Source organism: Rhodococcus sp. OK519 (assembly GCF_003051005.1).
Taxonomy (GTDB): domain Bacteria; phylum Actinomycetota; class Actinomycetes; order Mycobacteriales; family Mycobacteriaceae; genus Prescottella.
The window spans coordinates 137,492-150,247 of the sequence record NZ_QAOW01000004.1 but is presented as its reverse complement, the minus strand read 5'-3'; the positions used below and the strand labels follow the sequence as shown (position 1 = coordinate 150,247).

The following is a 12,756-nucleotide window of genomic DNA, read 5'->3' as shown; positions in this document are numbered from 1 at the left end:
TCACCTCAGGTGTGGCAGGACCTCTGTCTCGAGCAACTCGAGACCGGACGTGTCGTACGCCGCCTCCGGCACGTAGAAGATCGCGTACTCGAGGCCCTGCTTCTTCAACGCCGACAGGTTCTCGACGATCTGTTCCGGAGTACCGACGGCGGGCAGTCCGCGGAACGCGTTCAGTGACGCCTCGGCCTTCTCGGCGCCGACGATCGGTTCGAGGCGAGCGTGCAGGGCGCGGAGCCGGTCCTGGACCTCGGCCTCGGTGCGGCCGATCGCGACGTTGTAGTTGGCGGAGCGGGTGATGGCATCGAAGTCGGTGCCCACCGCCGCACAATGCCGACGCAGGACCTCGGACTTGTGCGCGAACACCTCCGGGGTGCCGTCGAAATTGGTGTACTGCGCGTACTTGGCGGCGATCTTGAGCGTCACCTTCTCGCCGCCGCCGGCGATCCACAGCGGGATGCCGCCGTCCTGCAGCGGCAACGGGCGCACGATCGCGCCGTCGACCTGGTAGTGCTTTCCGTCGAGGGTGGCACTGCCGGTGGTCCAGGCCTGCTTGAAGATCTGGACGCCCTCGTCGAGGCGGCCGAGTCGCTCACCGGCCGACGGGAACCCGTATCCGTACGCGCGCCACTCCTGTTCGTACCAGCCGCCGCCGATGCCCATCTCGACGCGGCCGCCCGAAATGAGATCGGTGGTGGCGGCGACCTTCGCCAGGTAGGCGGGGTTGCGGTAGCTCATCGCGGTGCACATCTGGCCCAGGCGTACCCGGTCGGTGACCGCCGCGAACGCCGACATCAGCGACCACGCCTCGTGGGTCGCCTCGTCGGTGGGTTCGGGAACGGTGTGGAAGTGGTCGTAGACCCAGATCGAATCCCACGGGCCGTTGTCGGCGCGCACCGCGAGGTCGCGCATCACACGCCACTGATCGGCAGGATCGATTCCCACCAGGTCCAGTCGCCATCCCTGGGGCACGAAGTATCCGAAACGCATGGTGGGGTCCTCTTCTCGAGAGTTGTTCTACTGCACGGCCTCGACGTACAGCCATCTTCCGTCCTCGCGGACGAAGGTGCTGTGTTCGCGCATCGATCCACGCTCGCCGTGGTCGACGTAGTGGGCGACGAACTCGACGGTGCCGGTGGTGTCGAGCAGGCCGCCGCCCGACGTCGCCAGCACGTCGAGGCGGCGCCACACCTGCTCCGGGTCGAGGTCCAACCCGGCGGGCCGGGTGGTCGGATGCCACGTGCGCAGCAGATAGTCCTCGTCGCCGGCCGCGAACGCGGCGTAGCGCGAGCGCATCAACTGTTCGGCGGTGGGCGCGTCCGCGTCGCCGCGGTGGAAGCGTCCGCAGCACTGGCCGTACTGCTCGCCGGACAGGCAGGGACAGCGGTCGTCGTTCGAGATCGTGGCCATCGGATTCCTCACTGGGCCTGGCTGACGGAGGACATGTGGAAGTCCGGAACCCGCATCGGCGGCATCGCCGTCCGGGTGAACCAGTCCTTCCATTCCCGAGGTAGCGTCGGCTCGGTCGCGCCCACCTCGGTGACACGGCGCAACAGATCCAACGGGCTCTCGTTGAACCGGAAGTTGTTCACCGCGGCGGTGACCACGCCGTCCTCGATCAGATACACCCCGTCGCGGGTGAGGCCGGTGAGCAGCGCGGTGGCGGGGTCGACCTCCCGGATGTACCACAGCGTCGTGAGCAGCAGGCCCCGCTCGGTGCCCGCCACCATGTCGTCGAGCGTGGCCGCCGAACCGCCGGTGAGCAGCAGGTTGTCTCCCGGAACGGCAACGGGCGCATCGAACTCCGCCGCCGCGGCGCGGGGGTAGGCGAGTGCGTTGATCGCACCGTCGCGGATCCAGTCCACGCGTCCCGCATCCATCCCGTTGTCGAACACCGAGACCGTATCGGTCGAGGTGGTGGTCGCGACGAACGGCGCGTACGCCAGACGGTCCGCGTGCGGATCCGAGTACAGCGTCAGCGGAATGTCGGTGAGCCGTTCGCCCACCCGGGTGCCGCCGCTGCGGGAGAGCGCCGTGTGCCCTTCCTGCGCGCCGCGGCCCTCCATCGCCCACAGCAGCGGAATCATCAGATCCGACACCGCCGACGGCGGCAGGACCGTCTCGTAGCGGCCGGCGGGCAGCGCGACCGAGCGAGCGGACCAGTCCAGCCGGGTACCCAGGTCGGCGAGCAGGCGCGGGACCGACACGTCGGTGAAGTCGAGGCTCGCCGAACCCACCCAGGCGCTGGCGTCGGCGCGTTTGCCGTTGATCTCGATCGACCCGGTGGGCTGCGTGAACCGGCGGCGGATGCCCGCCGACGTGCCGAGCCACGTGGAGTGGACCTGATGGTGCGCGAAGCCGTACAGCCGGTCGGCGCCGTCGAAGCCCACGGCCAGACCGGGCACGAGTCCGGCGAACACCTCGACACCGGTGGTCGCCGGGCCGTCGGACCATCCAGCGTCATGGACGCCGTCGCCGGTCGGCAGGTCCATTGCGTCCTCGGCAGGCTGCGCGGACCGCGCGGCGGACTCACTGGCCCGCACGACGTCGGCGATCGCGGCGGCGTCCACCGTCGACGACGTCACCGCGCCGACCCTGGCAGAACCGTCGGCGGAGCGGATGACGGACAGCACTGTCCAGGACCGCGACGTCGAGACGCCGTTGGTGGTCATCGAATTGCCGGCCCACCGCAGCGACGCCTCGCCTGCATCGGTGACGAGCACCATCGCCTCGTCCACGGTCGACAGTGCGAGGGCGCGCTCGACGAGTTCCTGTGCGGGGATCATCGTCCGCCCTCCGTCCGGGTGTTGAGCACGTTGACGCCGCGGAACAGCGCGGACGGGCAGCCGTGGCTCACCGCCGCGACCTGCCCCGGCTGGGCCTTTCCGCAGTTGAATGCGCCGCCGAGGCGCCACGTCGACGGTCCGCCGACCGCCTCCATCGACCCCCAGAAGTCGGTGGTGGTGGCCTGGTACGCGACGTCCCGGACCTGACCGTCGAGTCTGCCGTCGCGGATCCGGAAGAACCGCTGCCCGGTGAACTGGAAGTTGTAGCGCTGCATGTCGATCGACCAGCTCTTGTCGCCGACGACGTAGATCCCGTTCTCGACGCGGGAGATCAGGTCGGCGGTGCTCGTGTCGGTGTCCGGGTCCGGCTGCAGCGACACGTTCGCCATCCGCTGGATCGGCACGTGATGCGCGGAATCGGCGTACGAGCATCCGTTGGAGCGGTCGAGCCCGAGTCTCGGCGCGAACACCCGGTCCAGTTGGTATCCGACGAGCGTGCCGTCGCGCACCAGGTCCCACCGCTGAGCGGCGACGGCGTCGTCGTCGTACCCGACGCTCGCCAGGCCGTGCGGTTCGGTGCGGTCGGCGGTCACGTGCATCAGTGGGGTGCCGTACCGCAGCGTGCCGAGCAGATCCGGTGTCGCGAAAGATGTTCCGGCGTAGGCGGCCTCGTAGCCGATCGCCCGGTCGTACTCGGTGGCGTGGCCGATGGATTCGTGGATCGTCAACCACAGGTTGGTGGGGTCGATCACCAGGTCGGTGGGACCGGCGCCGACGCTCGGGGCCGCGATCTTCTCCGCGAGCAACCCCGGGATCTCGGCGAGTTCGGCGTCCCACCCCCAGCCGGCAGCTGCGACATTCCCCGTCGCTGTGCTCGCCCCCGCCAGGTATTCCCAGCCTCGCCCCACCGGCGGGGCGAGGGTACGCATGGTCTCGAAGGTTCCGGCGGCGGCGTCCACCGAGGTGGCCTCGAGTTCCGGATGCAACCGCACACGCTGCTGCGTGATCGTCGAGTCGGCCAGGTCGGCGTAGAACGTCTGCTCCTTGACCTGCAGGCAGTTCGCGGTCGCATGGTCGACGCCGTCGGCGTCCAGCAGACGCCGTGACCAGTCGCCGAGCAGCGCCACCTTGTCTGCGGTCGCGACGGTGAACGGGTCGGTCACATAGTCCGAGACCCACGTCGCATCGGGGTAGGCGGGTTCGGGTGCGAGCACGACGCGTTCGCGGTTGAGAGTGCGCAGCGCGCGGGCCACATGGACCGCCTCCGTCGCCACCGCGGCCGCGGTGTCCGGTGTCAGCTGGGCGTGCGACGCGAAGCCCCAGGTGCCGTCCACGATCACCCGGACCGCGAATCCGGTCTCGGTACCGTCCTCCACCGACTGCACGCGCCCGTCACGCAGGCGCAGGGACTGCGTGATGGTGCGGTGCACCCGCAGGTCTGCGTGTTCCGCGCCGGCCGCCCGCGCCACCGAGAGCGCCGCGTCGGCGAGGGCGCGGAGGGGGAGTGCGGTGAACTCGGGGTCGACCACGTGCAGGGCGTGGTCCGTGTGCTGAGCACTGCCATGCGTCACGATCACCGGCACAGTCTAGTGCGGACCGGTGCCGCGCTTTGCAGTCGGCGATCCAGGAATTGTCGGGGTTCTATCGAGAGCGAGGCGTCTCGGCGGCGGCCATCCGGACCTGACCGGTGGCCGACCTGTTGCGCGGCTGGGCGATCGTGGCGGGTTCTGACAGCCCGCCACGATCGCACGGCTACGAGGAGCGGACGATGCGCGGCATCGCGTAGCCGCCGTCGATCAGTCCCGCGGTGGGGCCGTAGAACCGTGCCGCCAGCTGGAAGCCGTCCGACGGCGAGGTCGGCAGCCAGTTGCGGGCCTTCTCGGGTTCGGCGGGCCGCTCGGGCTGCAGGTAGAAGGTGAGCTTGCCGTCGACCACGGCGTAATCGCCGGCCTTCAGCAACTCGCTGGTCGCGCTGTACCGGTTCACCGGGTTGTCGATGAAATAGCCCGCCGAGTCGTACACCGGCAGCTCCCAGAACTCGGTGGTCGGCGGCAGATCGTTCACGTCGAACGTGAGCGTGTAGTCGTACTTGCCCTCGAGCGGTCGGCCCGCGCTGTCGTCGAAGACGTAGGCGATGGTGTGCGACTCGTACGGGACCGGGGTACCCCACGCGACGTCGTCGGCGCCGGCCTTGGCGACGTAGTCGAGGTCGTCGAAGAACAGGCTGGACTGCAGCCTCCAGCCGTTCATATCGACCTGCGACGACTCGAACGCCTTCTTGGCCTCGCGGCGCGCGCGGGCGAAGCCGTCCTCGATGGCGGCCTTCTGATCTTCGGAAACGTCGGCCGGTTCGAAGATGGTGCCCTCGCGAAGTCCGAGCTTGGACAGCCGGTTCAACGTGTCGGTCTCCTTGACCGAATCGGTGCGCCGGGTCAGGGACGGATCGTTGATGGACAGGCTGAGCAGTTGCAGGTAGTCGATCGGCGTCATGGACTTTCCGATGTCGGAGATCTGATCCATCCGCGGGAACGTCGCATAGTCACCCTTGACGATCGGCTGCTGGTCGAGCGGAGGAATCCTGCCGCCGTTCGCTTCCCACAGCGCCAGCGGCGCAGCGAGGACCCCGGTGACGGTCTGCCGCGCGCCGGCCATGTCCTGCTCGTCGCGGGTGGTGACCGCGACACGCACGGCGATCGTGAACGAGTTCGACGACGCCCGGATTATCTCGGTGCCCCGGAATCCGCTCGGCAGCTTGCCCTTCCAGTCCGGCCCGACGATCACGTAGCGCTGCGGCGCGTTGCCCGTGAACTGCGATCCGGCCTTGAAGAAGCAGTCGACGTTCTGGTCGGTTGCCTGCACGCTCCAGTAGCGACCGTCCGTGACAGCGGGTGTCTCGACGACAACGGGACCGTCCGACACGTCGAAGGCGCCGCCGGAGTAGAGCGTCGATGCGTTCACCGTGGTCGCGTACCGGGTCTTCGCGTCGAACAGGTTCAGCTGCGGCTGCACACGATTGATGCCCCGAAAGGCGGGCTGTCCCTCGAGTTCGGTGAAGACGTGCCGCAGCTCGTAGTAACCGGCGATGTTCAGACCCCAGTAGAAGGCCTCTTCCGACAGGTCGGCGATCTGCTCGTTCGACAACGACGGGTCGATGAGCGCGTGGTCGGTCGACTGCGCGGCGGACGTCCCGCTGCACGCCGTGAGCAGCATCAGCGCCGAGGCGCCGACGGCCGTGAGGGCGGTCATACGGAACCGGGAGCGAATCTTCATGGAATGCCTCTCTCGACGTAAGGCAGTCTGACTTAACTCGCAGGCGGCGCGAGACGCACACGGCGTCGGCATGACCCTCCCGTTGCGCGCTGGTCGCTGCCGGTGTAAGTCAGATTGTCTTAATGTCGGTCGGAATCCCAGGTCGGCTCCCACTGAGAGGGACATCGCCCCGGTGTCCGATTAGTCGGATACGTTGGGGGCATGGTGGGGAGACCGTGCAGGATCGTGTCGTTGCTCGCTGCGGTGATGGTGGCCGCGGCGGTGACGGGGTGCTCGTCGAGCGAGGCTGACAGTCCGGATACGGGATTCGTCAGACAGGAACGCGGCAGCGCACTCGACCTGCCCGACGTCGATGCGGTCACCGGCAATCGCCTCGAACTCGGAATCTCGTGGGCGGGCGCGGCATTGCTGCCCGCCGAGGGCACCACCACATGCCGACACGTCACCGACCCGCGGGCCGGCGGTGAGCACTGGGACTACGAGGTGTCCACCAGCGACTTCGCCGACTACGACGGCGGGGGCGAGTTTCCGGGCAGGGACTTCGCGGTGCGCGCGTATCTGGGCACCTGGACCGAGAACGGCGGTCGCACCGATGCCGTCCACATCCAGTTCTCCGGCCCCGGTGGGAGCCATCACAGGATGGGCGGAACGCGCGAGGAGGGCCTCTCGATCGCGGTCAGCGCCGACCACACAGCGCTGGCCTTCATGATCAACAGTCTCGCGACGAGCATCGACCGCGAACCGCGATGGACCGCGGCAGCGGGAACCATCCTCTGCGATGCCATCGAAGAGGTCGCCTCCGGCGCCTGATCGTGTGCCGATGGAACAACGCGCCCCCGCCGAGCCGTCGGCGGGGGCGCGTTGTTGCGTGGGAAAGCTATGCGGTGAACTGTCCGACCGTGCCGAGCGCGGTACAGGTGGTGCCCGACTCGTAGCTCACCTGACCGAACATCGCGGCCAGCACGTTGCCCTCGCCGGTGGCGACCGTCTTCGACAGCGTCGGAACGTTCATGATCGTGTCATCGAGCGGGACGACGCCGCCCTCGAGGGTTGTCGTGTTGAACCAGGCCACCTGCAGATCCGACTTCTTCGGGAGGTCGAGGTGCGCCGGCAGCGCCTGGAAGCGCAGGTTGCCGCGCTCGATCCACGGCGGGATCGGGAAGTTCGGCCCCGACTGCGCGCTCGCGACGGTGACCGTCATCGGGTTGCCGGCGACGCCGCATCCGAACGTCGGTGCCGGGAACAGGAAGTCCTTCGCGGTGGTGGCTCCCACCTCTTGACCGGTGGCGCCCTCGATGAGGTCGGTGACCCCCGGAGTGGCGAGCAGTCCGCCCAATAGATCCTGTGGCAGCGGCAACGTCTTGGTCAGCTCGCCGAGCAGACCCTGCAGCGACGGGGGTGCCGCCGGTGCCGGCGCCGCGCTCGCAACGCCGGAGAACACGACGGCTCCCGCGGCGGCCGCAGCGACAGTGGCGGTGAGACGGACGGCCAGTCGGCGTGCGGTTCGCCCGAAACGTCGTGACATGTGAACTCCTCCCTGAATGACCAGCCCTCCCAGCCGGTCTGTCCTGGTACTGCACCACGACCAAACTCTCTACGTCAACTTTAGGGTTAGACCGTTATCGCATCGACTCCGACGCCTGTCATCCCGCGTGGGAGCATTTTCGGGTCCCCGATCGTTGACCAGACAGAGCATCCGCCGGACCCCGGCGGCATGCGCCACCGAAAGGATCACCGATGATCGCCGCACTGTTCGTTCTCTACGTCGTCGTGGAGGTCGGTGTGCTGATCTGGGTGGGCAGCACGATCGGCGTCCTGTGGACGGTTCTGCTGCTCATCGCCGGATCCGCCGTGGGCATGGTGCTGGTCAAGTCGCAGTGGCGTGCCGTGATGGAGGGCTTCCGCCGGGCCACGCGGGGCGAGGCGTCCCCGACGGGTGCGGTCGCCGACGGCGCCATGGTGGCCGCCGGTTCGGTGCTGATGTTCGTGCCGGGTCTGGTGACGTCGGTACTCGGATTGCTGATGCTGCTGCCGCCCACCCGCTGGGCACTCCGCCCGGTCGCGGTCCTGCTCGCCGGCAAGCGCGCCAACATGACCATGGCCGGTGTCGAGTTCGCGTCCCGCAACGCCGCGGCGCGACGGGGGACCGTCATAGACGGCGAGGTAGTGGACGTGTACCCCGACTTCGGGTCCGACACCCCGACCCAGGGGCCCCGCGCGCTGCCGTAGCAGGCAGACTGGATGCCCGTGAGTACCCAACTGTTGGTCGACGGCCGCATCTACAGCCCCAGTGCCCCCGACGCCACCGCGATGGCCGTCACCGACGGGACCGTCGTGTGGATCGGCGAGGACCGTCCGGGACGCGCCTTGCACCCGGGCGCCGAGGTGATCGAACTCGACGGCGCGTTCGTCACTCCCGGCTTCGTCGACACCCACGTCCACGTCACCGCGCTCGGCCTGCAGTTGACCGGCCTCGATCTCACGGCGGCGTGTAGCAGGTCCGAATGCCTGGACCTGCTGCGGCGTTTCGCAAGCGAGAACGACGGCGCGGTCATCTGGGGCCAGGGCTGGGACGACAGCACGTGGTCCGACGCGGCCCCGACCACCGCCGACCTCGACGCCGCCGCCCCCGGCCGCGCGGTGTATCTCACCCGCATCGACGCGCACTCGGCGCTCGCCTCGACCACGCTGCGTGCGGCGGTGCCGGATCTGACGGCCGCCGCCGGGTACGCGCCCGACGGCGCACTCACCGCAGACGCCCACCACCTGGTTCGTGACCAGGCCCGGTCGCTGCTGACCGAGACGCAGCGCGCGAAGGCTCGCACGGCCGCGCTCGACCATTGCGCGGCGCAGGGCATCGTCGCCGTCCACGAATGCGGCGGACCCGGCATCGGGGGACTCGCCGACTTCCGGGAACTGCTCGGGCTGTCGCACGGCGTCGAGGTCCGCGGCTACTGGGGCGAGGCCGTCACCTCGCCGGAGGCGGCCACCGAACTCCTGGCCCGCACCGGCGCCCACGCGCTGGGAGGTGACCTGTTCATCGACGGCGCCCTCGGCTCCCGCACCGCGGCCCTCCTCGAGCCCTATCACGACTGCGTGGGCCACCACGGCAACCGCTATCTCGATGCCGACGCGGTGACCGCGCACGTCCGCGCCTGCACGCTCGCCGGCATCCAGGCCGGCTTCCACGTGATCGGCGACGACGCGATCCGCACGGCCGTCGCAGCATTCCAGGCTGTCGCCACCGAACTCGGCGGTCCTGCCGTCGCGTCCCGCGGCCACCGACTCGAGCACCTCGAGATGGTCACCCCGGAACAGGCCGCGCGGCTCGGCAGTTGGGGTGTGATCGCCAGCATGCAGCCCGTGTTCGACGCACTGTGGGGTGGCACGGACGGCATGTACGCGCAGCGCCTCGGCCCGGAGCGGGCGACCCGGATGAACGCGTTCGCCCCGATCGCCGGGACCGGCATGTCGCTGGCCTTCGGCTCCGATGCCCCGGTCACTCCCGTCGATCCGTGGGCGATGCTGCGCGCCGCGGTGCACCACCACACCCCGGGTAGCGGCGTCTCCCCGCGGGCCGCGTTCTCGGCGGCCACCCGTGGTGCGTGGCGCGCCGGCGGCGTGCGCGACGGCCTGGCCGGCACCCTGACACCAGGCGCTCCGGCGTCGTACGTCGTGTGGGATGCCGACGAACTCGTCGTCGCTGCCCCCAAGGACTCCGTGCAGCGTTGGTCCACCGACCCCCGGTCGCGGGTGCCGGCGCTGCCGCGCCTCGAGGAGGACGCACCCGTGCCGGTGTGCGTGCGCTCGGTGCACCGCGGGGTCACCGTCCATGAGGGTTGACCGAACCGCGCTGACCGCGACCGCGCGCGACGCCGTTCTCGCGGTCGCCTCGGGCGTGCTGCTGTTCGCGAGCTTCCCGCCGCGGCCGCTGTGGTTCCTCGCACCCGTCGGTATCGCGCTGCTGACCGCGGTCCTCACCGGCTACGGGCGCGGCGGACGGAAGCTGCGCGCCGGCTTCGGCTACGGGTATCTCGCGGGCCTGGGCTTCCTCGTCCCGCTGCTGCCGTGGATCGGCGTGTACGTCGGGCCACTGCCGTGGCTGGCGCTGTCGGCGGCCGAGGCCGTCTTCATCGGGCTGTTCGGCCTCGGCGCGGTACTGGTGGCGCGACTACGGGCGCCCGTGTGGGTCGTCGCCGTCGCGATTGCGGCGGCGTGGAGCCTGACCGAATGGCTGCGCTCGTCCGTCCCGTTCGGCGGGTTCCCTTGGGGCCGTCTCGCTTTCGGCCAGCCGGAAGGGTGGCTACTGCCGCTCGCCGCGCTCGGCGGGGCGCCGCTGCTCAGCTTCGGAGTGGCCCTGACCGGAACGGGACTGGCCGTCCTCGCGCTGACCGCGGTCGGTCGCCGGCCGGTGCTCGCGCTCGTCGGGCCGGTGCTCGTCGCATGCAGCGCGTCGGTCGTCGCGCTCGCCACGGTGCCGTACGTCAACGCCGACGCGGACGGCGACCGGACCATCACCGTCGCGGCGATCCAGGGCAGCGTGCCGCAACTGGGGCTCGACTTCAACGCGCAGCGCCGCGCGGTGCTCGACAACCACGTCCGGCGCACCTTCCAGCTGGCCGACGACGTCGCGGGAGGGCGCGAGCCGCAGCCCGACCTGGTGGTGTGGCCGGAGAACGCGTCGGACATCGACCCCCTCCGCAACGCGGACGCCGCCGCCGAGATCACCGCGGCATCGGAGGCGGTGGGCGCGCCGATCCTGGTCGGTGCCGTGCTGGTGAACACGGACCGCACCACCACCAACTCGGTGATCGTGTGGGACGGGGCCGCCGGCCCCGGCGAGCGGCACGACAAGCGGATCATCCAGCCGTTCGGCGAATACATTCCCTACCGGGACTTCTTCCGGAAGTTCTCCTCGTACGCCGACGACGCCGGCAACTTCGTGCCCGGCGACGGCAACGGTGTCGTCCACGCCGGCGGCATCCCGGTGGGCGTCGCGACCTGCTACGAGGTGGCGTTCGACCGTGCGCTGACGCAGTCGGTGCGCGACGGCGCCGAACTGATCGCGGTGCCCACCAACAACGCCACGTTCGGCGACACCGAGATGACCTACCAGCAATTGGCGATGTCCCGGGTGCGGGCCGTCGAACACCGCCGCGACGTCGTCGTGGCGGCCACGAGCGGGGTCAGCGCGATCATCGACGTCGACGGTTCGGTGACGCAGCAGTCACCGCTTTTCGAGCCGGCAGCCCTGGTGTCGGAGGTCTCACTGCGCACCGGTACTACGCTGGCAACTCGGCTCGGCCCGATTCCGGAGTATCTCCTGTGTCTGGGCGCAGCCGTCGCGCTCGGTTTCGCTGCCGTCGGCAGCCGGAGGGGTGACCGGGCGACCAGCAAGGACGCGGAGCAGCGGATCGACCGCCCCGTGGAGGACACACCGAACGTGCCGGTGACAGCCGGCGAGGAGGATCTCGATGTCAGCGGCGACGCCAACCGGGGGAAACGTCCAGCCGAGCGCACGGACACTGGTGATCATTCCGACCTTCAATGAGCGGGAGAACCTGCCGTTGATCGTCGGCCGGCTGCACCGGGCGCTGCCCGGGACCGACGTCCTCGTGGTCGACGACGGTAGCCCCGACGGCACCGGGGCGCTCGCGGACGAGCTCGCCGCAGCGGACGAGGCGGGACGCATCCACGTGATGCATCGCACCGAGAAGAACGGTCTCGGTGCGGCCTACATCGCCGGCTTCCGGTGGGGCCTCGAGCGGGACTACACGGTGCTGGTCGAGATGGATGCCGACGGCAGCCACGCCCCCGAACAGTTGCACCGACTCCTCGACCGCGTCGACGCGGGCGCCGACCTGGTGCTGGGCTCGCGCTACGTGCCGGGTGGCACCGTGGTGAACTGGCCCAAGCACCGCGAGTGGCTCTCCCGCGGCGGCAACATCTACTCGCGGATCGCGCTCGGCGTGAAGGTGCAGGACATCACCGGCGGCTACCGGGCGTACCGGCGCGAGGTCCTCGAGGCGCTCGATCTCGGCGCAGTCGAGTCGCACGGCTACTGCTTCCAGGTGGATCTCGCGTGGCGGGCGATCGGCCAGGGCTTCACGGTCGCCGAGGTGCCGATCACGTTCACCGAGCGCGAACTGGGCGAGTCGAAGATGAGCGGCAACATCGTCCGCGAGGCACTGCTCAAGGTCACCCGGTGGGGTGTGACGAATCGGATCTCCAAGGTCAAGGCGCTGCTCGGCCGGTCCTGACCCGAAACACCCCGAAAACGCCCCCGCACGCCTCCATCCGGAGGTGCGGGGGCGTTTTCGCGCCTAACATGGTGTAACAGGCAGCGTCCGGCGGTCGAACTAAAGAACGGTGTGCATCACATTTCGTCGACTGCGATCGAGAGGTGAGACGGTGACCAATCCGTTCGATGACGCCGATGCCGAATACCTGGTGCTGGTCAACGAGGAGAACCAGCATTCGCTCTGGCCCGCATTCGCGGACGTTCCCGCCGGTTGGGCGATAGTGCACGGCGGGGACACCCGTCGCGCATGTGTCGACTACATCGACGCGCACTGGACCGAACTGCGGCCGCGCGACGCGTTCCTCGCACCGGAGCATGATTCGTCGCTCGGCTAGGCGCGGATTTCGCGCCGCGAACCCCTTCGTGTCACCCCCGGGCGGGATCCCGGGACCAACCGGACCG

At 69.5% G+C, this 12,756-nt stretch carries 12 protein-coding genes; 6 read left to right on the top strand and 6 right to left on the bottom strand.

The annotated features are described in order from the left end of the window. From C8K36_RS13035 to C8K36_RS13015, 5 genes are all read right to left on the bottom strand, one after another. Positions 1-987 (bottom strand): LLM class F420-dependent oxidoreductase, encoded by a 987-nt coding sequence (locus C8K36_RS13035; protein ID WP_107984920.1) that lies wholly within the window; start codon positions 985-987, stop codon positions 1-3. Positions 988-1,014: 27 nt separating this feature from the next. Beyond that, on the bottom strand, positions 1,015-1,407 hold the full coding sequence (locus C8K36_RS13030) for a YchJ family protein (RefSeq protein WP_107984919.1): 393 nt from the start codon (positions 1,405-1,407) through the stop codon (positions 1,015-1,017). An 8-nt stretch (positions 1,408-1,415) separates the two neighbouring features. Continuing rightward, a complete protein-coding gene (locus C8K36_RS13025) occupies positions 1,416-2,783 on the bottom strand; it encodes a metallopeptidase TldD-related protein (RefSeq protein WP_107984918.1) in 1,368 nt (455 codons plus the stop codon). Continuing rightward, the gene (locus C8K36_RS13020; RefSeq protein WP_107985184.1) at positions 2,780-4,360 is read right to left on the bottom strand and encodes a TldD/PmbA family protein; all 1,581 of its coding nucleotides are present in this window, start codon (positions 4,358-4,360) and stop codon (positions 2,780-2,782) included. The genes C8K36_RS13025 and C8K36_RS13020 overlap by 4 nt, the downstream gene beginning before the upstream one ends. A gap of 175 nt (positions 4,361-4,535) precedes the next feature. After that, a complete protein-coding gene (locus C8K36_RS13015; protein ID WP_107984917.1) occupies positions 4,536-6,053 on the bottom strand; it encodes a DUF1254 domain-containing protein in 1,518 nt (505 codons plus the stop codon). A 225-nt stretch (positions 6,054-6,278) separates the two neighbouring features. Here C8K36_RS13015 and C8K36_RS13010 point away from each other — a divergent pair, with 225 nt between their 5' ends. Next, the gene (locus tag C8K36_RS13010) at positions 6,279-6,863 is read left to right on the top strand and encodes a hypothetical protein (RefSeq protein ID WP_258195396.1); all 585 of its coding nucleotides are present in this window, start codon (positions 6,279-6,281) and stop codon (positions 6,861-6,863) included. A 67-nt stretch (positions 6,864-6,930) separates the two neighbouring features. On the opposite strand, the gene C8K36_RS13005 is transcribed toward C8K36_RS13010, so the two are convergent. Further along, positions 6,931-7,578, bottom strand: a complete 648-nt coding sequence (locus C8K36_RS13005; protein ID WP_107984916.1) for a hypothetical protein — start codon at positions 7,576-7,578, stop codon at positions 6,931-6,933. Between the two features lie 212 nt (positions 7,579-7,790). Here C8K36_RS13005 and C8K36_RS13000 point away from each other — a divergent pair, with 212 nt between their 5' ends. The 5 genes from C8K36_RS13000 (at position 7,791) to C8K36_RS12980 (ending at position 12,689) form a co-directional block, all read left to right on the top strand. Next, the gene (locus tag C8K36_RS13000) at positions 7,791-8,282 is read left to right on the top strand and encodes an FxsA family protein (protein WP_107984915.1); all 492 of its coding nucleotides are present in this window, start codon (positions 7,791-7,793) and stop codon (positions 8,280-8,282) included. Positions 8,283-8,294: 12 nt separating this feature from the next. After that, positions 8,295-9,896, top strand: a complete 1,602-nt coding sequence (locus C8K36_RS12995; RefSeq protein WP_107984914.1) for an amidohydrolase — start codon at positions 8,295-8,297, stop codon at positions 9,894-9,896. Continuing rightward, the gene (gene lnt / locus C8K36_RS12990; protein ID WP_107984913.1) at positions 9,886-11,604 is read left to right on the top strand and encodes an apolipoprotein N-acyltransferase; all 1,719 of its coding nucleotides are present in this window, start codon (positions 9,886-9,888) and stop codon (positions 11,602-11,604) included. Before C8K36_RS12995 ends, lnt begins: the two co-directional genes overlap by 11 nt. After that, the gene (locus C8K36_RS12985; RefSeq protein ID WP_107984912.1) at positions 11,528-12,313 is read left to right on the top strand and encodes a polyprenol monophosphomannose synthase; all 786 of its coding nucleotides are present in this window, start codon (positions 11,528-11,530) and stop codon (positions 12,311-12,313) included. The genes lnt and C8K36_RS12985 overlap by 77 nt, the downstream gene beginning before the upstream one ends. A gap of 151 nt (positions 12,314-12,464) precedes the next feature. Further along, positions 12,465-12,689 carry an MbtH family protein gene (locus C8K36_RS12980; protein ID WP_107984911.1) on the top strand — a complete coding sequence of 75 codons (225 nt, stop codon included), beginning with the start codon at positions 12,465-12,467 and terminating at the stop codon, positions 12,687-12,689. The last annotated feature ends 67 nt before the right edge of the window (positions 12,690-12,756 follow it).